The sequence below is a fragment of the Pseudomonas sp. KH_024_B2 genome (assembly GCF_057839965.1).
In genome coordinates this window covers 3,593,601-3,615,893 of record NZ_CM174502.1, presented here as the reverse complement: position 1 = coordinate 3,615,893, position 22,293 = coordinate 3,593,601, and the positions used below count along the sequence as shown (strand labels likewise).

Annotated in this window: 21 protein-coding genes and 1 pseudogene; 16 read left to right on the top strand and 6 right to left on the bottom strand. The window is 55.6% G+C overall.

Annotated features, from left to right (window positions below; genetic code table 11):
• The first annotated feature begins 22 nt into the window (after positions 1-22).
• From AC3I0A_RS16760 to AC3I0A_RS16725, 8 genes are all read left to right on the top strand, one after another.
• A complete protein-coding gene (locus AC3I0A_RS16760; RefSeq protein WP_489373221.1) occupies positions 23-874 on the top strand; it encodes a glycine betaine ABC transporter substrate-binding protein in 852 nt (283 codons plus the stop codon).
• A 75-nt stretch (positions 875-949) separates the two neighbouring features.
• Positions 950-2,068 (top strand): quaternary amine ABC transporter ATP-binding protein, encoded by a 1,119-nt coding sequence (locus AC3I0A_RS16755; protein ID WP_489373219.1) that lies wholly within the window; start codon positions 950-952, stop codon positions 2,066-2,068.
• Positions 2,065-2,913, top strand: a complete 849-nt coding sequence (locus tag AC3I0A_RS16750; RefSeq protein ID WP_489373217.1) for an ABC transporter permease — start codon at positions 2,065-2,067, stop codon at positions 2,911-2,913. The genes AC3I0A_RS16755 and AC3I0A_RS16750 overlap by 4 nt, the downstream gene beginning before the upstream one ends.
• Positions 2,910-3,758 (top strand): ABC transporter permease, encoded by an 849-nt coding sequence (locus AC3I0A_RS16745; RefSeq protein WP_489373215.1) that lies wholly within the window; start codon positions 2,910-2,912, stop codon positions 3,756-3,758. Before AC3I0A_RS16750 ends, AC3I0A_RS16745 begins: the two co-directional genes overlap by 4 nt.
• Positions 3,759-3,770: 12 nt before the next feature.
• Positions 3,771-4,769 (top strand): 4-hydroxyproline epimerase, encoded by a 999-nt coding sequence (locus AC3I0A_RS16740; protein WP_489373213.1) that lies wholly within the window; start codon positions 3,771-3,773, stop codon positions 4,767-4,769.
• A gap of 102 nt (positions 4,770-4,871) precedes the next feature.
• Positions 4,872-5,885 carry a GlxA family transcriptional regulator gene (locus AC3I0A_RS16735; RefSeq protein WP_489373211.1) on the top strand — a complete coding sequence of 338 codons (1,014 nt, stop codon included), beginning with the start codon at positions 4,872-4,874 and terminating at the stop codon, positions 5,883-5,885.
• Positions 5,886-5,921: 36 nt separating this feature from the next.
• Positions 5,922-6,839 carry a DMT family transporter gene (locus AC3I0A_RS16730; protein ID WP_489373209.1) on the top strand — a complete coding sequence of 306 codons (918 nt, stop codon included), beginning with the start codon at positions 5,922-5,924 and terminating at the stop codon, positions 6,837-6,839.
• Positions 6,840-6,933: 94 nt separating this feature from the next.
• Positions 6,934-7,713, top strand: coding sequence for an SDR family NAD(P)-dependent oxidoreductase (locus AC3I0A_RS16725; protein ID WP_489373207.1), 780 nt, complete (start codon positions 6,934-6,936; stop codon positions 7,711-7,713).
• Positions 7,714-7,823: 110 nt separating this feature from the next.
• On the opposite strand, the gene AC3I0A_RS16720 is transcribed toward AC3I0A_RS16725, so the two are convergent.
• The 3 genes from AC3I0A_RS16720 to AC3I0A_RS16710 form a co-directional block, all read right to left on the bottom strand.
• Positions 7,824-8,579, bottom strand: a complete 756-nt coding sequence (locus AC3I0A_RS16720; RefSeq protein WP_489373205.1) for an SDR family NAD(P)-dependent oxidoreductase — start codon at positions 8,577-8,579, stop codon at positions 7,824-7,826.
• A gap of 12 nt (positions 8,580-8,591) precedes the next feature.
• Complete coding sequence (locus AC3I0A_RS16715) at positions 8,592-9,359, bottom strand: SDR family NAD(P)-dependent oxidoreductase (protein ID WP_019690394.1); 768 nt, start codon at positions 9,357-9,359, stop codon at positions 8,592-8,594.
• A 292-nt stretch (positions 9,360-9,651) separates the two neighbouring features.
• On the bottom strand, positions 9,652-9,849 hold the full coding sequence (locus tag AC3I0A_RS16710) for a hypothetical protein (RefSeq protein WP_489373203.1): 198 nt from the start codon (positions 9,847-9,849) through the stop codon (positions 9,652-9,654).
• A gap of 27 nt (positions 9,850-9,876) precedes the next feature.
• Between AC3I0A_RS16710 and AC3I0A_RS16705 the strand changes: the two genes are divergently transcribed.
• The 4 genes from AC3I0A_RS16705 (at position 9,877) to AC3I0A_RS16690 (ending at position 13,799) form a co-directional block, all read left to right on the top strand.
• Positions 9,877-10,995 (top strand): alcohol dehydrogenase family protein, encoded by a 1,119-nt coding sequence (locus tag AC3I0A_RS16705; protein WP_489373202.1) that lies wholly within the window; start codon positions 9,877-9,879, stop codon positions 10,993-10,995.
• Complete coding sequence (locus tag AC3I0A_RS16700; protein ID WP_489373200.1) at positions 10,982-12,103, top strand: mandelate racemase/muconate lactonizing enzyme family protein; 1,122 nt, start codon at positions 10,982-10,984, stop codon at positions 12,101-12,103. The genes AC3I0A_RS16705 and AC3I0A_RS16700 overlap by 14 nt, the downstream gene beginning before the upstream one ends.
• A 222-nt stretch (positions 12,104-12,325) precedes the next feature.
• The gene (locus tag AC3I0A_RS16695) at positions 12,326-13,033 is read left to right on the top strand and encodes a TetR/AcrR family transcriptional regulator (RefSeq protein ID WP_160386905.1); all 708 of its coding nucleotides are present in this window, start codon (positions 12,326-12,328) and stop codon (positions 13,031-13,033) included.
• On the top strand, positions 13,023-13,799 hold the full coding sequence (locus AC3I0A_RS16690) for a pyrroline-5-carboxylate reductase family protein (protein ID WP_489373198.1): 777 nt from the start codon (positions 13,023-13,025) through the stop codon (positions 13,797-13,799). The genes AC3I0A_RS16695 and AC3I0A_RS16690 overlap by 11 nt, the downstream gene beginning before the upstream one ends.
• Positions 13,800-13,869: 70 nt before the next feature.
• Here AC3I0A_RS16690 and AC3I0A_RS16685 read toward each other — a convergent pair whose 3' ends face one another.
• From AC3I0A_RS16685 to AC3I0A_RS16675, 3 genes are all read right to left on the bottom strand, one after another.
• Positions 13,870-14,253 carry a VOC family protein gene (locus AC3I0A_RS16685; RefSeq protein ID WP_489373196.1) on the bottom strand — a complete coding sequence of 128 codons (384 nt, stop codon included), beginning with the start codon at positions 14,251-14,253 and terminating at the stop codon, positions 13,870-13,872.
• Positions 14,254-14,316: 63 nt separating this feature from the next.
• A complete protein-coding gene (locus tag AC3I0A_RS16680; RefSeq protein ID WP_489378524.1) occupies positions 14,317-15,441 on the bottom strand; it encodes an S-(hydroxymethyl)glutathione dehydrogenase/class III alcohol dehydrogenase in 1,125 nt (374 codons plus the stop codon).
• Between the two features lie 55 nt (positions 15,442-15,496).
• Positions 15,497-17,533, bottom strand: a complete 2,037-nt coding sequence (locus tag AC3I0A_RS16675) for an oxidoreductase (RefSeq protein ID WP_489373195.1) — start codon at positions 17,531-17,533, stop codon at positions 15,497-15,499.
• A gap of 361 nt (positions 17,534-17,894) precedes the next feature.
• On the opposite strand from AC3I0A_RS16675, the gene AC3I0A_RS16670 reads away from it, so the two are divergent.
• From AC3I0A_RS16670 to AC3I0A_RS16655, 4 genes and pseudogenes are all read left to right on the top strand, one after another.
• Positions 17,895-18,884 carry an isopenicillin N synthase family dioxygenase gene (locus tag AC3I0A_RS16670; protein ID WP_489373193.1) on the top strand — a complete coding sequence of 330 codons (990 nt, stop codon included), beginning with the start codon at positions 17,895-17,897 and terminating at the stop codon, positions 18,882-18,884.
• A gap of 370 nt (positions 18,885-19,254) precedes the next feature.
• Entirely contained in the window at positions 19,255-20,196 is a 942-nt protein-coding gene (locus tag AC3I0A_RS16665) for an ornithine cyclodeaminase family protein (protein ID WP_489373191.1), read from the top strand.
• A 417-nt stretch (positions 20,197-20,613) separates the two neighbouring features.
• A pseudogene (locus AC3I0A_RS16660) lies at positions 20,614-20,895 on the top strand (cupin domain-containing protein); the annotation flags it as partial.
• A gap of 116 nt (positions 20,896-21,011) precedes the next feature.
• On the top strand, positions 21,012-22,196 hold the full coding sequence (locus AC3I0A_RS16655) for a patatin-like phospholipase family protein (protein ID WP_489373189.1): 1,185 nt from the start codon (positions 21,012-21,014) through the stop codon (positions 22,194-22,196).
• Positions 22,197-22,293: the final 97 nt, after the last annotated feature.

Here is a 22,293-nt window from a genome sequence, read left to right as displayed (position 1 = left end):
ACTAATAAGAACGGAACAATCCATGAAGAATATTTGGAAGGCATTCTGCGCGCTCGCGCTTGTGGGCATGATGAGTTTGCAGGCACACGCTGAAGAAAAAAACATAGTAATGGGCACCATGTCTTGGGAGGACTTGGTGCCTATCAGCGGCATTACCAAGAAGGTACTCGAGAACGCTGGATATACCGTAAAAGTAGTGGAGTTTTCCGAGTGGGGTATCGCCTACGCTGCACTCAGCAAAGGGGATATTCAAGTGTTGGCATCCCAGACTGATTACGCCGCCGCCGATTATTGGAAAAAGAACAAGAACAAAATCGAGAAGCTGTCACCGGTCTCCTTTGGTCTTTATCAGGGCATGGCAGTACCCAGTTACGTAGACATCGACTCCATCGAACAGCTGAATGCAAACGCGGACAAACTGGGGAACAGAATCATAGGCATCGAACCTGGTTCGGGTTTGATGAGTGACGCGAACAACGTGGTCAAAGCGTACGACATCAAGCTGAAGCTGGTCGAAGGCAGTACTTCCGCAATGACGGCGGCTTTAAAGTCGGCAGTCGACCGCAAGGAATGGGTGGCGGTCACTGTTTGGGATCCTTCGTGGATGACCAAGAAATTTGATCTCAAATTCCTGAAAGATCCAAAAGGGGTCTTCCCGCCATTGCAGGGTTATTACTGGATCGGACACAAAGGCTTCGCTGAAGCCAATCCGCGTGCGCGTGAACTGATGGCCAGTGTTTATGTGCCTATCACGGATATCACCGCGATGAATGCTGAAGTCAAGGATGGCAAGACCATGGATGAGGCTATCAAGGATTGGATAGACAGCCATACAGATCTTGTAAGTCGTTGGGGAAATATCAAGAACTATTGAGTTTTGTTTGTTTGCCACTGCCGCCCTTTGATTAGTTAGAGAAACCAGTAAACAACTGGTTCGATGGATTACGAAATGACAATGGCCACAATTAATACTGACGAAGTGCTGGTAGATTGCCAGTCGGTTTGGAAAATCTTCGGTAAAAGTGCACCTGCAGCCATGGATGCGGTTGTTCAGCAGGGTCTTTCAAAGACCCAGATCCTGCAAAACTACGGCTGCGTGGTCGGGGTTTCCGATGTCAGTCTCCAGGTTCGCCGGGGGGAAATCTTTTGCATCATGGGTTTGTCCGGCAGTGGCAAATCCACCCTTATAAGGTTGCTCAACAAGCTGATCACCCCTAGCTCGGGGAAGGTGCTGGTCAAAGGCAAGGACGTTTCATCCTTGTCGCCCGCACAGCTGCGAGAGGTGAGGGCGCGTCACATCGGTATGGTCTTTCAGAGCGTTGCCTTGCTGCCTAACCGTACGGTTCTGGAGAACACCGCGTTTGGCCTGGAAGTGCAGGGTGTGGGCAAGGCTGAACGTTACAAAGTGGCCGAGCAGGCGCTGGCGAAGGTTGGATTGAGCGAGTGGACTTCGCGCTATCCCAGCGAGCTGTCCGGGGGCATGCAGCAACGGGTCGGACTGGCCCGTGCACTGACTGCCGATCCAGAAGTGATTTTGATGGATGAGCCGTTCAGCGCGCTTGATCCGCTGATTCGCCGACAGTTGCAGGATGAGTTCCGCCAGCTGACCAAGGAGCTGGGCAAGTCCGCGGTCTTTATTACCCACGATCTGGACGAGGCTATCCGCATCGGTGATCGCATTGCGATCATGAAGGATGGCGCCATCATTCAGGTGGGCACCGCCGAGGAGATCGTGCTCAATCCGGCTGACGATTACGTGGCGGAATTTGTCGCCGGCATTTCCCGACTGCATCTGGTGAAGGCTCACTCGGTCATGACGTCGGTCCAGGCCTACAAGGCAGCACACCCGACGTGCGACATCTCCAGGCTCACCAAAACCTCGCTTGACGCCGATATCAATGAACTTATCGGATTGACGATGAAGTCCGAGCGCGACGCGCTTGCCGTCGTCGATAACGGAACAGTGGTGGGGATCATTACCCCCCGTGATCTGCTGCGGGGCGTGCAAGGTATTCCCAATGAATTGGCGCCCGTAGCAACTGCCAATGCGATGGAGGCGTCCGCATGAGCACGCCGGATTTTTCCAGTCAGTTTGATGCATCCATTGATACAGGGCTGGAATGGCTTTCGGATAATGGCGAGTTCGTGTTCGATGCCGTCAATGCGGTGCTGAAGGGCATTTACGAAGGCGTGCTGTGGTGTATCGCTTATCCGCCGCATTACATCGTAGCGATTGTCATGGCGTTGATTGGCTGGCGTGTTGTCGGCGTCCGCTTCGCGATTCTCTCAGGTCTGGCATTGTTGCTTTGCGACATCATCGGTTTGTGGCCAGAGACAGTCAGTACGCTAGCACTTGTGCTCACCGCTACCTTGTTGGCATTGGCTGTCGCCATTCCGCTGGGAGTCGTCGCGGGTCTGGCGCCTGCCTTTGATCGTGTGGTTGATCCTTGTCTGGATTTGATCCAAACGATGCCGCCCTACATCTACCTGCTACCGGCCATTGCGCTGCTCGGCTACGGCCCGGCCACGGCGCTGTTGGCGACTTTTATCGTCGCGCTTCCCCCGGCTCTACGACTGACCTCTCTGGGTATACGCATGACGCCCAAGGAGTTCATTGAATTGGGAGATGCCAGCGGCGTGACTGGAATGCAGATGTTTTTCAAGATCCGCTTACCGTTCGCCATGCCCAGCATCATGGCCGGCGTTAACCAAAGCCTGATGATGGCATTCGGCATGGTCGTCATCGCCGGCATTGTAGGTTCGGGCGGTTTGGGCGAGGCGATTTACGGGTCCGTTCGTACATTGGATATCGCCAAGTCGATCAACGCAGCCATCGCTATCGTCATTCTGACCATGATTCTGGATCGTCTGGCGCAGAGCGCCGCACGGACGCGGGTGGGGGCTTCTCAATGACAACGCACATTCAATTTTCTCCAGGCGATTACCTGGCTCCTGCCGTTGATTGGCTGAACACGAATTTACATGGCCTGTTCAAAGGGATCAGTCAGGTCGTTGAGGCGGTACTCGGTGCAGTGGAAGGAGCGCTGCTTGCTCCCCATCCGTATTTATTCATCGGTATTGTCGTCGTCGCGGCCTTCTTTTTTGCCAATAAGCGGGTCGCTGTTTTCGCTGCGGTGATGTTGGCTTTTTGTTTGTTCGCTGGCCTTTGGGTCGCGTCCATCCAGACGATCGCGCTCGTCAGTGTGTCGGTCCTGATCTCGGTGGCCATCGCTTTCCCGCTGGGGGTTTTGGCCGCCCGGGTGAAGCGTGTAGATGAAGCGTTGCTGCCGATTCTGAACATCATGCAAACCGTGCCGCCCTGGGTATACCTGATCCCCGCAGTGATGCTGTTCAGCTTGGGACGGGTGCCCGCGATCATCGCAACGATTGTTTACGGCATCCCGCCGATGCTCAGATTGACGACCCTGGCCTTCAAGCAGCTGCCCAAGGATCTCCTTGAGTTGGGCCAGGCATCCGGTGCTTCACCTAAAGACATTCTGTTCAAAATTGAACTGCCGACTGCTGCACCCACGCTGTTGGTAGGCCTGAACCAATGCATCCTCATGTCGCTGGCGATGGTCGTGCTGGCCGGTCTGGTAGGGGCAGGCGGTCTGGGGGCTGAAGTTACCCGTGGCCTCTCCAGGATGGAGATGGGCCTGGGGCTTCGAGCGGGCCTGGCCATTGTCGCTATTGCGCTGCTGTTGGATCGACTGTCACGGGGCGCGTTGCAGCGTCACTCCCCCAGCAAACTCCTTTGAAAGGGCATCAGTATGAGACGCAGCTTTTTTTGCATTGATTCGCACGCGTGCGGCAACCCGGTTCGGGTTGTAGCGGGCGGAGCACCACTGATGCCCTCCGTATCGATGGTGGAGCGTCGCGATATTTTCGTGCGTGACCACGACTGGGTACGCACCGCATTGATGTTCGAGCCCCGGGGACACGACATCATGTCCGGCGTCATCATCTATCCATCGGTACGTGATGACTGCGACTTCGGTGCGCTGTTTATCGAAGTCAGCGGCTGCCTGCCGATGTGTGGAGCGGGCACCATCGGATTATCGACCGTGGTCATTGAAGAGGGCTTGGTGACACCTCGTGAGCCGGGAAAACTCGCCATTGAAACACCGGCAGGACGTGTCGATGTCGAATACACCATGGGCGGCGAATTTGTTGAGTCCATTCGCTTGTTCAACGTAGCCAGCTACCTGCACAGCGCCGATGTGGTGGTGGATGTGCCAGGTGTCGGCACGTTTACGGTGGATATCGCCTACGGTGGGAATTTCTACGCGGTGGTCGAACCACAGGAATGTTGGACTGGACTAGAAGGGCAGACGACGGCCGACATCGTGGGGTTGAGCCAGAAGCTGCGCGCAGCTCTCTCGGATATTTGTGACCCTGTGCATCCGGAGAACGGCAGGATCAGTGGTGTTCACCACATTATCTGGTGTGACAAACCACACAGCAGAACCGTGCATGGCCGCTGCGCAGTGTTCTACGGTGATAAAGCTATTGATCGTTCTCCCGGTGGTACCGGTACTTCTGCCCGGATGGCTCAGCTCTTTGGAAAGGGGCGTCTGAACGTCGGCGACATTTACCGACTTGAAAGCCTGATCGGTACGATTTATGAAGGAAAGGTTGAGGCGCCGGTAAAAGTCGGAACCTTCGACGGCATGAAGCCGAGTATCAGCGGCTGGGCTGAGGTGATAGGTCACAATACCATTTTCGTCGATGACAAAGACCCTCTGGCTCACGGGTTCCAGCTCGCATAAACAGTTTGGTCACGGCGCCAGCGGTTGATTCTTCGGATGCGCAGATTCAACCGTGGTTTTCACAAAGGCTGCGTTCGTTAGTGTAAAGAAGCGAGGCGTACAGTGATCGAACGACGAGATTTCAGCGGGTGTATGAAAGGTAAAAACCTGCGCTATCTGGAAGAGACTCGGAGTGAGCCGACGGCTCATGCTCGGGCAGGATTTTTACTGCTCGAGCACTTCTCGTTGCCTGCATTTACGCAAGCGCTCGATACGATTGTCACTGCCAACCTGTTGCGTCCCTCGTTGTTCTCTTCACGAACCTTTGGGTTGCAGGGTGGAGAGGTCACCAGCGACCTCGGCCTGGTGATTCGACCGGATGCGCGTTTGGAGGTCGCAGCGCTCAAAGACCTTAATTTGTTGGTCATATGCGGCGGCTACCGCACGGAACTCAAAGTCAATCACGAGCTGATTAGCATCCTCAAAACAGCATCGGAACTTGGTATCACACTGGCCGGGCTGTGGAATGGGGCGTGGTTTTTGGGCGTATCAGGTTTGCTTGAAGGGTATCGTTGTGCGATTCATCCCGAGCACCGACCCGCGCTCGCAGAAATTTCAAAAGTCACGCATGTCACCAGTGAAGCATTTGTCATGGATCGAGACAGGCTTACGGCTTCGAGTCCGGCGGGTGCTTTTCACATGGCCCTCGAGTGGATCAAGGGGCTGCACGGCAAGGCGCTTGTCGAGGGCATCGAAGACATTCTTTCTTTCGAAGAGTCGCGGTATCGGCGTATCAAACCGACGCAGAACATCTCGTTGAGCGCCCCCCTTAAAGAGGTGGTCAAACTGATGGATGCCAACCTTGAAGAGCCGCTGCAAATGGACCAACTAGCGGTCTATGCCGGACGTTCCCGTCGACAAATAGAGCGCTTGTTCAAAGAACAACTGGGTACCACACCACAGCGGTATTACCTGGAATTACGCATTACCGAAGCACGGCGATTGCTTCAACACACAGAGCTGTCTCAGGTTGATGTGCTGGTCGCATGCGGCTTTGTTTCGCCGAGCCATTTCAGCAAATGCTACAGCTCGTATTTTGGTTACCGGCCTTCGAGAGAAACGCGGTTGGTGAAGTAAAAAACGGGCTGTCGCAGAAATTTTAAGGAGGAGGGCATGACCGAGTTGCGATTGAAGAGCGACCGAACAAAAAATACTGCGCCCACCGTTGTTGCTAGTCCTGGGGTCGCAAGGCCCCAACTCGGGATTTTTTTATGCCTGCTTTCAATGCTTATCTTTGCGAGCCAGGACGGCATAACCAAGGTGCTTGTCAAAGACTTCCCGGTTGCCCAACTGGTCATGGTGCGTTATTGGGTGTTTGTCGTTTTTGCCCTCGGATATGCCGCCTACCAGGGGCAGGTCAAGGAATCGTTTCGGAGTAAGCACCCTTGGCTGCAAATCATTCGAGCGCTGTTAGCCGTGGGTGAAACCCTACTGTTTGCGGTGGGGCTACGATATTTGGGTCTGGCCGAAATGCACGCGCTCTATGCCGTATTTCCGCTGATGACACTGGCCTTGGCGGGGACAGTGCTTGGGGAGTTCATAGGCCTGCGGCGCTGGGTTGCTGCGGCCATAGGGTTCACCGGCACACTGATCATTCTCCGACCAGGCGCGAGCGTCTTTGAACTCGCGGCGCTGATCCCCCTGCTGGCTGCTTTGGCGTTCGCGGTGTTCAACGTACTGACGCGCCGGATTAGCCAGCACGACTCCTTTGCGACGAACATGCTCTTTATGGCAACTGTGGGTGCCCTGACGGTCACATTTGCGGGGCTACCCGCATGGGTTACTCCGACTCCCGTCCAGGGCCTCTTGATGGGGATCCTGTCATTGACGGGAGTAATCGCTCAGATTCTCCTCATTCAAGCACTGAAATACGCAACCGCATCTACCCTGCAGCCTTTCAACTATGCGCTTCTGGTGTTCGCCACTTTGATTGGTGTAATCGTTTTTGCCGAGCACCCGGATACCTGGGTGGTTGTCGGCGCAGCGTTGGTGATTATCGGTGGGCTGTATGCGATCAAAGCGAAGGCGTGAACATGCAGTACCACGCTGAATGGCTCAGCTGATTTCTCTCTCCTAGACTGCCATCAGTTCAGGGACTAATCCCCGACGACAGGAGCAAAAGGCGATGGTTGCGGACTGGAGTGGTCAGGTAGCGCTTGTCAGTGGCGCCGGTAGTGAACGTGGAATTGGCTTTGCGATTGCGAAGCGTCTGGGCAGCTTGGGCGTGCGGTTGATCGTCACTGGCAGCAGCGCTCGCATTCATGATCGAGTGGAGGAGTTGCGTGCCACAGGGTTTGAAGTACAAGGGCGTGCGGCTGACCTGAGCGAAGAGGATCAAGTCCTTGAGTTGACCACCTGGGCCGAATCGGTATGGGGGCGAATTGATATTCTTGTGAACAATGCCGGCATGGCCGCACAGGGGCATCCGGAGCCTTTTGCCGATCTGGCGGACATGAGTGTCGATAGCTGGAATCTTTCGATTGCTCGAAATCTGACTACTGCCTTTCTATTGACCCGTGGAATTTTGCCGGGGATGCGTAACAGACGCTACGGCCGTATCGTCAATGTCAGCTCCACGACTGGCACTCGGGCAGGTAATCCAGGAGAGGCGGCTTATGCTGCGGCCAAAGCCGCAATGGTGGGTATGAACATGAGCCTGGCCCTTGAGGTCGCGCGCTTTGGAATCACTGTGAACTCGGTCGCACCGGGCTGGATCGCCACAGGATCAAGCACCCCAGAGGAAGTGAATGCAGCGAAGTATGTCCCGGTTGGCAGAGCTGGGCGCCCGGAAGAAGTGGCTGCTGCCGTTACGTTTCTGGCCTCACCTGAGTCCAGTTACATTACCGGTGAGTTGCTGGTGGTCGATGGTGGCAATTGCCTGATAGAGAACAAAGCGCCCAAGTAATAAATGCGTCGCCCGCTGCAAAATTTTGCAGCGAGCCAGAGTCTGGCTTCGCGCAACCTGCGACGGAGGTGGATAGGTGACTCCCTCCGTCGCAAGTGGGGCTGATTCGATCAAAACGGCAGTGGCAGTTTCGCCGTGCGCCCCCCATCCACCACCAGTACTTGCCCGGTGATAAAGGCCGATGATTCCGAGGCCAGGAAAACGACTGTCCCGCCAACATCCGTCGGCAATCCGGTACGTCCGACCGGGTGAAGGCGCAGGAGTGCCTGGCGTGCCGCACGGGGATCAGCTTGAGTGGCGAGGTACGCATCGCTCAACTCGGAATTGATCCACCCTGGAGCAATGGCATTGCAGCGGATGCCGTCCCGGCCGAGATCGATTGCCAAGGCTCGGGTCAGCCCATGGATGCCTGCCTTGGAGGCACAGTACGCGGCATGTTCAGGGTTGGCGCCTATCCCTTCGATCGAGCCGATGTTGATGATGCTGCCACCGCCTCGCTGACGCATCTGAGGCACCAACGCCTTGCACAAGAACGCTGGCGCCCGCAGATTGACAGCCATCATGCGATCCCAGTCCTGTTCGGTCATATCATCAATGGATTTCTCGAACATGAACCCGGCGTTGTTAACCAATACATCGATTCCGCCAAGCTGCTCCTGGGCGAAATGTGCAATCAAATTGGGTGACTCCATCGAAGCGAGATCAGCCTCGACGAAATAGACCTGAGGGTGATTTTGCAAATCGGCGTCCAGTGCCTGGCGCTGAGCGATCAACACAGAAGCTCCCGCCTCAAGCAATTGTTCGGTGATGCCTCGGCCAATCCCTCTGCCGCCCCCGGTTACCACTACATTTTTACCTTTGAGCATCGCTACCTCTCCTTAGCCGGATACCGGCTTGGCGCCTGTGACTTCTACCGTTTCACCGGCGATGTACCTGGCCTCGTCGGACGCCAGAAATGCGATGACATCCGCAATGTCTTCAGGCTCGGCGATACGGCCTAATGGCACGCTCTTGTTCAACTCTTGCACGGCCTTGTCCGGATCCAGGCCGCGACGTTCAAAGCCGCTGCGTATCATCGGGGTATTGATTTCGTGCGGGCACACGGCGTTGACACGGATGCCCAAGGGGGCGCAATCGCGGCCCAGATTCTTGGTTAAAGCCGCGACAGCCCCTTTGCTTGTGCAATACGCCACGTGGGCGGGGCCTGGATAAATTCCCCAGACAGATGATGTGTTGACGATTGCGGCGCCCGGGCGATTTTTCATGTGCGGTATCGCGGCACGGCAGATGAAGAACACCGCATTCAGGTTTACGCCCATGGCGTCGAACCACATGTCGTCAGTGGTTTCCTCAATCGTGCCGCGGGGAATGATGCCCGCATTGTTCAATACGATGTCGATCCCCGAAAAAATATCGACGGCAGTTTGGACAATCGCTTCGCAATATTCTTTACGGCGTAAATCGCCTGCCACGTAGTGCACTTCGGCGCCTAAGTCACGGACTTTGGCGGAAATAGATTTGCAACCGGCTTCGTCAAGATCAGACAAAACAAGCTTTGCACCTTCTCGGGCGAACAATAACGCTAACGCCTGTCCGACACCGCCGGCAGCGCCGGTAATGACCACCACTTTATTATTGAATTTCATCGGGCAACCTACCTGGTAAGTTTTTGGCGGAGCCATTATTTAATTTCAATGGATCGCAGCGTCCAGCAACTTTTTTACAGGGCCAAAGATAACCTGACGTTATCCAAATTGTCTGAATCGAGAATTTGAAATCGGGAAGCCGGTTGGCTAGGGGTAAATGTAGTTTCGCTGCCAGCATTGATCATTGTCATAGCGCGCGATCCCACGGAACCTCATCCATTCATAACGTGAAGTCATCATTTATCTATCTAAAATATCATTATGGTCAGGGGGTAACAGCTGCTAAGGTTTTCTATAAGTAGAAAGCTACAAATTTGCATTTTACAAGCCTCATTGTTTTGCTGGTAACACCTAGGGCGTTGATACGCAGCGTTTGAGCGCCTAATGAATAAGAATAAATAACCGCCAGTAAAGTCTTTTTGTTTGCGCGCGCAGCAAACATCTTCTTGGCAAATCCTCCGACTAATAAAAAACCGAAGACAGGTTGCATACCCCCTCAAACGACTAGGAGAGCCGAATGACGTTTACATTACCCAAGACCATGCACGCTGTGCTTCTGAAGGGGCATGGGGGTACTGAGCAGCTTGAATACCATACTGATGTGCCAGTGCCTCGCCCTGGTGCTGGCGAAGTCTTGATAAAAGTTGGCGCTGCTGGAGTCAATAACACCGACATCAACACGCGTATTGGTTGGTACTCCAAACAAATAACCGGCGCCACCAATTCGGGCGGCGCTTCGGGATTCGCTAAGATCGACACTGAGGACGCATCCTGGTCCGGTGTTCCGCTTAAGTTTCCACTGATCCAGGGCGCCGATTGCTGCGGGCGCATTGTTGCAGTTGGCCAAGGGGTGGACGATTCTCGAATCGGACAGCGCGTACTGGTACGCAACATGCTGCGAGCACCGGTTGATAATCGGCCGTTCGAGTGCTGGACTTACGGCTCAGACTGCAATGGTGCTTTTGCGCAATTTACAGTTGCGCCGGCGGCGGACACCTGGCCCGTGAACAGTGACTGGAGCGATATCGAATTAGCTTCTATTCCATGTGCCTATTCAACCGCCGAACTTTTACTCCAGCGTGCAGCCGTCAATGGTGCTGATAAAGTGCTGATTACCGGTGCAAGCGGCGGTGTGGGATCGGCTGCGGTCCAGTTGGCGAAATGCCGCGGCGCCGAGGTGATTGCAATTACCAGCGCAAGCAAGGCGGATCAAATTCTGTCTCTGGGCGCCGATCGCGTTATTCACCGAGACGCAAACCTGGTTGAGGCGCTTGGTGAAAATAGCATCTGCGTGGTGCTGGATCTGGTGGGTGGGAAAGATTGGCCCGCGCTCTTGCAAGTGCTGAAGCATGGTGGTCGCTATGCTGTTTCGGGTGCTATCGCTGGCCCAATCGTCGAGCTGGATCTTAGAACGCTTTACTTGAAGGACCTCACATTTCATGGCTGCACTTTCCAAGAGGATGCAGTTTTCGAGGAGTTGGTCAGTCATATTGAACACGGTCGTATCCGTCCTTTTGTCAGCAACAGTTATCCACTGTCCGACATTGCCAAGGCACAGAATGATTTCATAGAAAAACGTTATGCGGGAAAACTGGTATTGGTGCCACCACAGGAGAGTGTTTGTGAAGATCATTGAAATTGAAGTTTATCAAGTCGATCTGCCCTATGCTGGCGGTGTTTACAAGCTGTCAGGCGGCCGTACTTACACAAGTTTTGACTCCACGATAGTGTGTATTCGCACAGACACTGGTCTTGAAGGCTGGGGCGAGTCGACACCCTTCGGCCCGAACTACATTGCGGCCCATGCGCTCGGGGTGAGAGCGGGTATCGCCGAAATGGCGGACCTGCTCATCGGCCGGGATCCCCGACAGGTTGATCGAATCAACGATCTCATGGACAGCACCTTGATGGGCCACCTTCATGCGAAAGCTGCGATTGATGTGGCCTGCTGGGACATCCTGGGCAAAGCGGTCGGGATGCCGGTGTGTGAACTGCTGGGGGGCAGTACAGGACTGTCCATGCCGATCATCGACTCGACCTATGCCGGCGACCCCGATGACATGCGTCGTCGAGTTGCTCAGACTCGAAAGCAAGGATACCTGGGGCATTCGGTGAAGGTCGGCGCGACACCGGAGGAGGGTGGGCCCGCGCTGGATGCCGCGCGCATTGAGGCATCACTTGCAGATGCCCGGCCCGAGGAATACTTCATCGTTGATTGCAACGGTGGCCTGACGGTAGAGCATGCATTGCGCATGCTGAAGCTGCTGCCATCCGGGCTGGATTTCGTCCTTGAGGCACCATGCGCCACCTGGGCTGAGCACATGTCCCTGCGCCAGCGAACCAATGTGCCGCTGATCATGGACGAGCTGGCGACGGACGAAGCTTCTGTGATGCAACTGATCAGCGAGAAGGCTGCGGACGGTATTGGTCTGAAAGTTTCCAAGCATGGCGGCCTGACCAGAGCCCGACGTCTGCGCGACATGTGCATGACCTCCGGCTTGACGATGAGCGTCCAGGAGACCGCTGGCTCACAGGTAGCGTTCGCTGCGCTGACTCACCTCGGGCAATCTATCCCGCACCGAAATCTGCGCTGCGTGCTTGATACGCGCGATATGTATCCACCGATCACGGCGCACGTCGACATTCCCGTCGTGGATGGCCGTATCCGTGCCCCGCAGACCCCAGGATTGGGTCTCACGATCAATCGGGACGTCGTCGGAGAACCCGTAGCGGTATATCGCTGAGTTGAACTCCAGCAGCGCGGCGCATGAAGTACTTTGTGCGCCGCGTTTTTTTGTGTGGAATCTGCTTTTTTGACTAGCGAATTGATTCGAGTCCACTGCTGGTGTGCACACTTGAGTTGGCGAGCGAACGTCTCGAAAATGTACGCTCGTGTACATGCCGTGTACGCCACAGATCCTGGGGTGTACAGTGACGAAGAATTTTCAAAGAAAGGTGCAACCCGAATGTCGCAGACAGGAAGGGCGAAAACCAAAGCGCAGGACGCAGGCTGGCGCGGCTCCGTCGATGGTTGGCTGGACGCCGCCTACGATGCTCTTAAAGAGTCGGGTGTGGATGCTGTGCGGGTGATGCCGCTGGCCAAACGCTTGAACTTGTCTCGTACCAGCTTCTACTGGTTCTATGAAGATCGGGAACAGCTGCTCGCGGCACTCCTGGCTCGATGGCGGGACAAGAACACCGGCGGAATGGTCAGCCAATGTGAGAGTTACGCAGAAAGTATTTCCGAAGCGATTCTCAACGTCTTCGAGTGTTGGGTGAACCCTGAGCTGTTCGATTCGCAATTCGAATTTGCCGTGCGCAGTTGGGCGCTGCAATCGGACGAGGTCACTGCTGAAATCGCTCTGGCCGATGAGGCGCGGATGAATGCCTTGGCCGCTATGTTCCGACGGTTTGGCTACGACGGCGAGGGGGCCGATGTTCGGGCCAGGACGATCTACCTCACGCAGATCGGCTACATCTCCATGAAAACCAATGAAGATATCGTCGTTCGATTTCGACGGATTCCTCAGTACGTGAGCGTGTTTACCGGCAAAGTACCGAAGCGGCGCGAGCTAGACCGCTTTTATGGAAAGTTCGGCTACGCAGAAAAAGAGCCCGGCGTTTTCGTTCCCTTGGTCGAAACATTCGAGGAGTCCCCTGCCGATGGAGAATAGAACCCTGGGCATCATCGGAGGCACCGGCTGGCTAGGGCGTGCAATCGCCGAGGCGCTCCTTGATAGCGGTTTCATCAAGCCTGACCATTTGTTGATCTCGAACCGCTCCGGCGTCAGTACCTTCGAGTCAGGCGTGAGACTGCTGGCCGACAACCAGCGGTTGGTGGACCTCAGCGATATTGTCGTGCTGTCCATCCGGCCGGAGCAGTTTCGTGAACTGCAGATCAACGCCCGCGACAAACTGGTGATTTCCCTGATGGCCGGCGTTCCGGCGGCATCCATCAGCGCGGCCACCGGTGCGGATGTAGTGGTGCGGGCCATGCCGAATGCGGCCGTGGAAATCAGGCAGTCGTTCACGCCTTGGTACAGTGTCGGAAACCTTGTTGAACGCGACCGCCAGTGGGTGCAGCGACTGTTCGAGTGCGTAGGTTCGGCGGACGAAGTGCCTGATGAAGACTCTATTGATTACCTCAGCGCGTTGTCCGGGACTGGGCCGGCCTTCCCGGCAATGCTGCAAATGGCACTGACTAATCAGGCGGTGGCTGCGGGAATTCCCCTTGCCATCGCGCAGCGCGCTGCACAAGGCGTAGTGGTGGGGGGCGGCCAGATGCTTGCCAGCCGCGATCCGCAGCAAATGATTGAGTCGTTGATGGCTTACCGTGGCGTGACGGCAGCAGCGCTGCAGTCGATGGCTGATCAGAACATCGAGTCCATTGTGGGGCGGGCAGTGAAGGCAGGCGCTGAGGTTGCGCGGCGGGGAATGTAGCTAGGGCTGGGGATATACAGTGAAGGCCCGCTGAAGGGCCTTCACTGCAGAAGGCGTCAGACGGTTGCGATTATTCGGCCTTGAAGCAATAGACAGCCAGTTTGTTGCCATCAAGGTCCCGAGCGTAAGCGGCATAGGCATTTTCAACCCAGTTACGCGAACCTGGTTGGCCTTCACAGATGCCACCGGCGGCGAGTGCGGTTTCGTGGAATGCATGTACCGCAGCGCGATTTGGCGCTTCGAAGCTGACAGTCACGCCATTGCCAACGTTGGCAGGATTGCCATTGGCGGGTTTGAGCACGAAGAACGACGGTTTATCCACGCCCCAGATGGAGCCGGATTCATCGAGGTCGGCAACACGGTTGAGACCAATTTCTTTGAGAACGCCATCATAGAAGGTCCGTGCTTTGGCAAGGTCATTGGTACCGACAGTGACATGGGTAAAAACAGACATTTTGATTTCCTTTGGGTTGTGATGCGGGTGTGAGCGCAGGCCGATATCACGGCAGTGCCTTGGTCAGAAATGAATGACGGTGCGAATGCTTTGCCCGGCATGCATCAATTCGAAAGCCTTGTTGATGTCCGAAAGGCCAAGGTTATGAGTGATGAAGGTTTCCAGCGGAATTTCGCCGACGCTCGCTTTCTCGACGTAGCTGGGAAGCTCCGTGCGACCCTTGACCCCGCCAAACGCGCTGCCGCGCCAGACGCGCCCGGTCACCAGTTGGAAAGGGCGGGTGCTGATTTCCTGGCCCGCACCGGCGACACCGATGATGATCGATTCTCCCCAGCCCTTGTGGCAGCATTCCAGAGCAGCTCGCATCAATTTGACGTTGCCGACGCATTCAAACGAATAGTCCACACCACCGTCGGTGAGCTCGACAATCACGTCCTGGATGGGCTTGTCATAGTCCTTGGGATTTATGAAGTCGGTCGCGCCGAGCGATAGGGCAACGTCCCGCTTGGCCGGGTTGATATCAATGGCGATGATTCGCCCGGCGTTGGCCATTTTCGCGCCGATAATGGCCGCAAGCCCGATCCCGCCGAGCCCGAATATTGCAACGCTTGCCCCGGCCTCAACCTTGGCGGTATTGAGTACCGCACCAATACCTGTGGTCACACCACAGCCCAGCAGGCACACCTGCTCTAACGGCGCATCCTTGGGGATTTTCGCCAAGGATATCTCCGGCAGTACCGTGTACTCGGAAAAGGTTGAACAGCCCATGTAGTGGAACACCGGTTGACCCTGAAAGGAGAAACGCGATGTTCCGTCAGGCATCAGGCCTTTGCCCTGTGTCGCTCTGACTGCCTGGCACAGGTTGGTCTTGCCCGATAGACAGAATTTGCATTGCCGGCACTCAGCCGTGTACAGCGGAATCACATGGTCGCCGATCGACAACGATGTCACGCCTTCGCCGATCGACTCGACGATCCCGCCGCCCTCATGGCCCAGCACGGCGGGAAAGATCCCCTCGGGATCATCGCCCGACAGGGTAAAAGCATCCGTGTGGCAGACACCGGTTGCCACGATTCGTACCCGTACTTCACCAGCCTTGGGCGGTGCGACATCGATGTCCACCAGCTGTAACGGCTGTCCTGGGCCGAAAGCGACTGCCGCCTTCGATTTAATGGTCACTGCTGACATGGTTTCCCTCTTGTTCATGGCGAGCCTCCGTTCCACCAAGAAGGGAGGCTCGGATTCAGATTTCTTTCACCAGGCGCAATGCGTCGTAGATGGCCGCATGGGTATTGCGAGCAGACACTGCGTCGCCGATCCGGAACAGCTGGAAGCGTCCTTCGGGGTTGGTGACGATGTTCTGTGCCGTGCCGGCGATTAGGTCATGCTGTTCTACCGCGCCGCCATTGGTGGAGAGAGGACGCAGGTCGAAGTACAAGTCGTCCAGGGGAAGGGTGCCGTGGTTGACGACCACCTGATCGACCACGCGCTGCTTGTGAACCTGTCCGTAATCGCTGCCAAAGGTTGCAACGAGCCCGCCATCACATTTTTCCACTGTGTCGACCCGATAGGTCACGGTGAAGGTGACATCCAGATCCTGCAGGCTGCGCATGTAGGGCACAAGGTTCATGGCCATGACTTCAGGTGCAAACGAGCGATCAGGGGTGACGATTTCGACTCTCGCACCGCTTTGCGCGATGACCTCGGCAGCCTGCAGGGCAGCATGATCCCCCGCATCGTCGAAGATCAGTACGTTGCGACCGGGCTTGATGTCGCCGGAAATGATGTCCCAGGTTGAAACCACGAGTTCGTTGCCCACGCGGAGCACCTCGGTATCCGGCAGGCCGCCGGTCGCAACGATAACCACGTCTGGCTCGAAGGCTTGCACAGTGTCGGCTTCGGCCCAGGTATTGAAGTGAAACTTCACCCCCAGCCGTTCGCATTGCGCCATTCGCCAATCTATGATGCTGATCATCTCGCGACGACGCTCGCTCAGCGCAGTCAGGCGAATCTGCCCGCCAGGTTGGTCAGCCACCTCAAGCACCGTTACATCATGGCCGCGCTCACCGGCTACCCGCGCCGCTTCCAGCCCAGCAGGGCCGGTACCGACCACCAACACCTTGCGCTTGACGGCGGCTTTGGGAATGTCATGAGGCATGGTGGTTTCCCGCCCCGTCGCTGCGTTGTGGATGCAGTAGGCCGCGCCACCCTGGTAGATGCGATCCAGGCAATAGTTGGCGCCCACGCACGGGCGAATGTCTTCTTCGCGCTTCTCGATGATTTTGCGCACGATGTGCGGATCGGTCATGTGCGCACGGGTCATACCCACCATGTCCACTTTGCCCGAGGCGATCGCGTAGCGCGCGGTGGCCACGTCGGGAATCTTCGCCGCGTGGAAGGTCGGGAAGCCTGTTGCCGAACGGATCTCGCCGGCGAAGTCGAGGTGGGGTGAGTTGCGCATACCCTGAATCGGGATGACATCGGTCAGGCCGGCGTCCGTATCGATGTGGCCGCGTACCACGTTCAGAAAATCGACCAGCCCGCTGTCCTTGAGCATGTGGGAAATCTGCATGCCCTCGCTGGCATTGAAGCCCCCGGGTAATTCTTCGTCACCGGTGTAGCGAACCCCGAGCAGAAAATCTTCGCCGACCCGCTGGCGGATGCCACGCAGGATGTCGAAGGTAAAGCGCATACGGTTTTCCAGCGAGCCGCCGTAAGGGCCGTCGAGGTCATTGGTCAACGGTGACCAGAACTGGTCCATCAAATGCCCGTAAGCCTGAAGCTCCAGACCATCGAGACCTGCCGCCTTCATGCGTTCCGCGGCGTCTACATAGTCCTTGATGATCCGCTCAATGTCCCATTCCTCCATTTTCTTCGGGAAGGAGCGGTGCGACGCTTCGCGGCGGTGTGAAGGTGACACCACTGGTAACCAATCGGCCTTGTCCCAGCGGGTACGGCGGCCCAGGTGAGTCAACTGGATCATCACCGCCGCACCGTGTTCGTGGCATTCATCGGTCAGGTCCTTCAACCATCCGACCACTTCATCCTTGTAGGCGAGCACATTGTTGAATACCGGCGGGCTGTCTCGGGATACGGCAGCGGAACCGGCAGTCATGGTCAGGGCGACACCGGCCTTTGCGCGCTCCACGTGGTAGGCGCGATAGAGATCCTTGGGCATGCCGTCCACAGGGTAGGCCGGTTCATGGGAGGTGGTCATGATCCGGTTTCTGAGGGTCAGATTCTTGATTTTATAGGGTTGCAGCAAGGGATCGCTGGACATCGTGGTGCGCTCCAAAGTGGGCTTCATCGGGCTCGGTGACTTAAAACTAGGATAAATGTACACCTGTGTCAATTATTGATGACACAAGTGTACATTTTGCTTGCGTGCCAAAAAATCCAGGATTAACATCCGTCAAAACCAAGACTGATTTGGCTCGTACTCACCTGGCTTCCATCGCATTGAGCGGTCAGTGGCCGCAGCGTGATGAAAGTGCGCGCAGCTGCAAACCGCATTCGTTGAGGTGGACGTGAAAGTGGGTGTTATAGGCGACGGTTCAGATGTGATTCAGTGAGATTGAAGAGGGCACAGTGGTGCTTTCTTAATCTTCTGCCTTGTTGATATTTCGAAAAGGAGAGCATAGGTGACAGAGTTATTTGATATTCGCTTGGCTAGCAAACAAACAGCTTTCACTGAAATTCCAGTCATAGATATATCGTCGCTCATAAACGGCGAAAATCCGCTGAAGGTGGCAAGCCAAATAGGTGATGCATGCGAAAAGGTTGGGTTTTTTTATATAAAGAACCATGGCATTGACCAGCAGCTAATAGATGAGATGTATGCGCTTACCAAAAACTTTTTCAAGCTTCCTTATGAGGAGAAGAACAAGCTTAATGTCGTGAATTCCGGGCTCACGCTACGTGGTTATATACCGATGTACGCGGAAAACGTCGATCCTGCTAATACCCGCGATTTCAAAGAGTGTTTTGATTGCGGAGCTCATTATGATGAGGTCTCTCCATTTTTTGGTCCTAATCAAATGCCGTCTGTACTGCCGCAATTTGAGAAGGTTGCCGAAGCTTATCATTCCTCTGTGTTGGCGCTCGCGCGAATGCTTATTGGCGGGATCGCGCTGAGTTTGGGTTTACCACAAGATTACTTTGAGCATCTTCAGCGCAAGCCCATCACTATTCAGCGAATTTTGCGTTACCCGCCCCAGATCGGAAGGGTTTCCCAAGAGGAGATTGGTATTGGGGCGCACACGGACTACGGTTTCTTGACTGTCCTATCTCAAGACGCAGTTGGCGGTTTGCAAGTCAGGAACCGTGCAGGGGAGTGGGTTACTGCCCCACCAGTTGAGGGCACTTTTATCGTCAATATTGGTGATTTAGTTCAAACCCTCACCAACGATCGCTACACCTCGACAATGCATCGTGTCATAAATACTAGCGGTCTAGAGCGTTATTCAATACCTTTCTTTATTGATTTGGATTTCGATGCGGTCGTTGAGCCTGTGCCAACCTGCGTGAGTGAGGCGTTACCCGCGAAGTATGAAGCCTACACATGTGGTAAACATAAATTTAAGCGATTCGTTGATAGCTATGCGCATCTGCAAGAAATCGAGAAGGTCTGATCGCTCTTAAGGCTACGCAAATGCCTGATTTGAGTATTTTCGTATTATCGTTGCGGTTATAAAACTCAGCAACGGTAACGAGCACAAATCCGCGTAGGCCGATCTGCGAGGCATTATGTGGTGGAAAGGCTGTGGTTTTTTACTTGTGGTTGTCAACGCAACCATAAGTGAAATTTTTAGGTTGCGTACTTCTTGCAGGGGAGTTGGCTTGCAGCCTCACATGAATACTGATTGATGAGGACAGCTCGCTTTGATGGCTGACGGAAGCATCATCCAATGACGTGACAGACCAAGAAACGATCTGAACCTGAACACCTCTGACAGGACCTGCGGCAGCGGCCTTGCCTTATCCATGCTTGGGAAACACACAATGCAAATGATCAGCGCGCAACAGATTCAATCGGTACTGGATTGGGAAGGCGTACTACAGGCGTTGCACGAGGCCCATCTCGGCGCACGCTCGTTGGGCGATAGCTACTTCATCGGCGACGCCGACTACGGGTTGTTTAGCCGCGGCGTGATTCTGCCGGGGTCTGGCGCTGGCCTGAAGCTCGCCTCGATCTATCCCGCCAACGCGAAGGCCACGCCGCCACTGCCCACCGAACATGCTGCGTTCATGGTGATCGACCAGACCACCAAAGCCATCGCAGCCGTGCTCGACGGCCCGGCCATCACCAGCATCAAGACTGCCGCCGATTCGGTCCTGGCCGCACGCCGGCTGAGCCGCGAGGACAGCGAAGTGCTGCTGGTGCTCGGCGCAGGGCCGGTCGCTCGGTCGCTGACAGACGCCTACCTGCACATCCGTCCATCGATTCGCCAGGTCATGCTGTGGAATCGTTCGCCGGAGAAATTGCAGGAAGCCTGCACTGACTTGCAGCGCCGGGGCCTTGAGGCGACCATCGTGCAGGATCTGAACGAGGCGGTAACCCGGGCCGATATCATCAGCTCGGCTACCAGCTCTTCTGCTCCGCTGATCCTCGGGCGCCACGTGCGGCCGGGTACTCACGTCGACTTGGTCGGCGGTTTCCGTCCGGACATGCAGGAGGCGGACAACGTGTTACTGGGCAAGGCGCGGATCTTTGTCGATGACCGCCAGTCAGCGGCAGTGGCGGGGGATATCTTGATTCCGCTGGAAGCGGGAGCGATCAGTGATGCGCAAATCGAGGGGGATCTCTTCGATCTGTGTCAATTGCTGGCCTTTGAGCGGGGTGAGGACGAGATCACCGTGTACAAGAATGCGGGTGGTGCGCACCTGGACCTGATTGTCAGCTTGTTTGTGATACGGCGTTTGGATGAGCTTAAGCTGGATTGATGGCGGCTGTCCCGGTACCACTGAAGCCAATCGCCACCAGAAATGGCTAGGAGCAGAGCCCAGTCGACTGCCTTGGAATTTCTCCTTTGCTTCTCTTGAAACATCCAAAAAACAAGTCCAGGATTAAGTCTTTTCCTGCTTCGTGAGAAAAATAAATCCCTTAGATTTCAATGGGTCGGACGCCAGATGCGAGTCTCGTTTCCCGCTCCAAATATTGCGCTGCAGAGTTCCACTGAATTCTGTAAGCGATTGAAATCAGGACCTTCGGGTCCTTTTTTCGTTCCGGCGGGAAATACTGAAATCCAGCACTATCCGGTGCGTTTAAGTCCAGGATTGAGTCCAGGATTTTGACGCCTACTGAATCGGTTTGTTGCTGGAGCAGTTTACGTAGCGCGATGAGCATCTGGCCCTGACTCTGCGCGATCCATGTGGCATACGCATCCACTGGGACAAACCCTCGTAGTTACCACAGGTGCGGGTTGGGTTCAGCAAGTTGGCGGTGAGAAGCAGCTGATCAAGCCGGGTGATGTGATCTGGACACCTCCCGGTGTCAAACATTGGCACGGAGCTACAAATACGACCGGCAATCCCGCCCACGGCGTCCGGCGGTTTACGGTACTCGCCACACAGGCCACCAGGGGTGGGCAACGAGTTTGTTTATCGCGTAAAGGAGCGCAAGATGAGCAACTGGACGTTTGAATAACGTGTCGCAGTCGGCTTGCGTGTAGCCATCTCGGGCACTATGGGTAAGGACATTTCACCGAATACTACGATGAGCGCGTTCGCTGTCGACCGCAGGGGCCGGGGGAGGCGTTTTGAAACCATTCCTGCTCAGACCTGGTACCTCAACGCTGAACATGTTGCTTCAAGGGTGCCTGCAACGCCGTGACGCTGTGCCGCCAACTTTAACGGAAAAAGCGCTCATCCCTGGCATTCCAAGTGCTCGCTACTGGCTAGACCAGGATCTGACTTCGTTCATTCAGGATGTAAGTCAGGCCAACAAAAGAGAGGGCGAGGCTCTCGCCAGAGCCGGGAAGCCGAACAACATCCTGCCGCTGGCAGATATGCTGGCAGTTTCGGGTGGCGGCGACGCAGGCACATTTGCGGCGGGACTCATTGTGGGATGGACCCTGCATGGGACTCGCCCTGTGTTCAAGGTCGTCACGGGCATTAGCGCTGGCGCCCTGGTCGCCCCGTTCGCTTACCTGGGGCCTCAGTACGACGGCGTAATTCTGGGCATCTCCAACGCAATCGGTCCAAAAGACTTTTTCCATTCGCGAAATGTCCTGACCCGTCTTGCCAGCGACGGTATAGCGGACAGCAAGCCACTGGCGCGGCTCATTGCAAAGTACGTCACTACCGAGGTGCTTGCGGCGATCGCGTCGGAATACGCAACAGGACGACTCCTGATGATCGGCACCACCGACCTTGATTCAGGGCGGCCAGTCACTTGGAACATGGGCGCGATTGCCGCAAGCGAAGTACCGGGAGCGCTCCACCTCTTTCGCAACATCATGATCGCGTCGATGAGTATTCCCGGCGCAGTCTCACCCGTCATGATCGATGTGGACGTTGACGGCAAACAGTTTCAGGAAATGCATGTGGACGGAGGCGTAATCACTCAGGTGTTCCTTTACCCGCCTGGCACTGTGATGGCGCTGAGCAGAGTCCCCGGAGCAACTATGCGACGCGAACGTCGTTTCTTTGTCATTCGCAATGGGAAACTCGAGCCGCAGTGGTCTGGCACGAAGCGCCGTACGTTGAGCATTGGCGGTCGAGCCATCAGTGCATTGATTCAAACTCAGGGGATCAGCGACCTTGATCGAATTTACCGTATCGCTCAGCAGGATGGGGCGGACTTCAATCTTGCGTACATCGGCTCTGACTTTTACTTTCCTCGCAATCAGAAATTCGATGGCGAGTACATGAAGCGTTTGTTCGATTACGCCTTTCAACTCAGCGCGAAGGGCTATCCGTGGCATAAATCACCGTCGAGCTAGAAGTCGTGAAATGTTCAGGTCGGTGAGTTACTGGCGTGTAGCGCCTTGGAATACCCGAATGCTCATCTTTGTTCCTTTCTGGAAAACTGTTTTAAAC

Coding starts and splice junctions, on each gene's coding strand:
- AC3I0A_RS16715 (WP_019690394.1), bottom strand. CDS start 9,359: ATGAAATTCAATAATAAAGTGGTGGTCATTACCGGCGCTGCCGGCGGT.
- AC3I0A_RS16755 (WP_489373219.1), top strand. CDS start 950: ATGACAATGGCCACAATTAATACTGACGAAGTGCTGGTAGATTGCCAG.
- AC3I0A_RS16680 (WP_489378524.1), bottom strand. CDS start 15,441: ATGTCAGCAGTGACCATTAAATCGAAGGCGGCAGTCGCTTTCGGCCCA.
- AC3I0A_RS16710 (WP_489373203.1), bottom strand. CDS start 9,849: ATGCAACCTGTCTTCGGTTTTTTATTAGTCGGAGGATTTGCCAAGAAG.
- AC3I0A_RS16760 (WP_489373221.1), top strand. CDS start 23: ATGAAGAATATTTGGAAGGCATTCTGCGCGCTCGCGCTTGTGGGCATG.
- AC3I0A_RS16665 (WP_489373191.1), top strand. CDS start 19,255: ATGCAAATGATCAGCGCGCAACAGATTCAATCGGTACTGGATTGGGAA.
- AC3I0A_RS16730 (WP_489373209.1), top strand. CDS start 5,922: ATGACCGAGTTGCGATTGAAGAGCGACCGAACAAAAAATACTGCGCCC.
- AC3I0A_RS16690 (WP_489373198.1), top strand. CDS start 13,023: ATGGAGAATAGAACCCTGGGCATCATCGGAGGCACCGGCTGGCTAGGG.
- AC3I0A_RS16695 (WP_160386905.1), top strand. CDS start 12,326: ATGTCGCAGACAGGAAGGGCGAAAACCAAAGCGCAGGACGCAGGCTGG.
- AC3I0A_RS16740 (WP_489373213.1), top strand. CDS start 3,771: ATGAGACGCAGCTTTTTTTGCATTGATTCGCACGCGTGCGGCAACCCG.
- AC3I0A_RS16725 (WP_489373207.1), top strand. CDS start 6,934: ATGGTTGCGGACTGGAGTGGTCAGGTAGCGCTTGTCAGTGGCGCCGGT.
- AC3I0A_RS16705 (WP_489373202.1), top strand. CDS start 9,877: ATGACGTTTACATTACCCAAGACCATGCACGCTGTGCTTCTGAAGGGG.
- AC3I0A_RS16745 (WP_489373215.1), top strand. CDS start 2,910: ATGACAACGCACATTCAATTTTCTCCAGGCGATTACCTGGCTCCTGCC.
- AC3I0A_RS16750 (WP_489373217.1), top strand. CDS start 2,065: ATGAGCACGCCGGATTTTTCCAGTCAGTTTGATGCATCCATTGATACA.
- AC3I0A_RS16720 (WP_489373205.1), bottom strand. CDS start 8,579: ATGCTCAAAGGTAAAAATGTAGTGGTAACCGGGGGCGGCAGAGGGATT.
- AC3I0A_RS16685 (WP_489373196.1), bottom strand. CDS start 14,253: ATGTCTGTTTTTACCCATGTCACTGTCGGTACCAATGACCTTGCCAAA.
- AC3I0A_RS16675 (WP_489373195.1), bottom strand. CDS start 17,533: ATGTCCAGCGATCCCTTGCTGCAACCCTATAAAATCAAGAATCTGACC.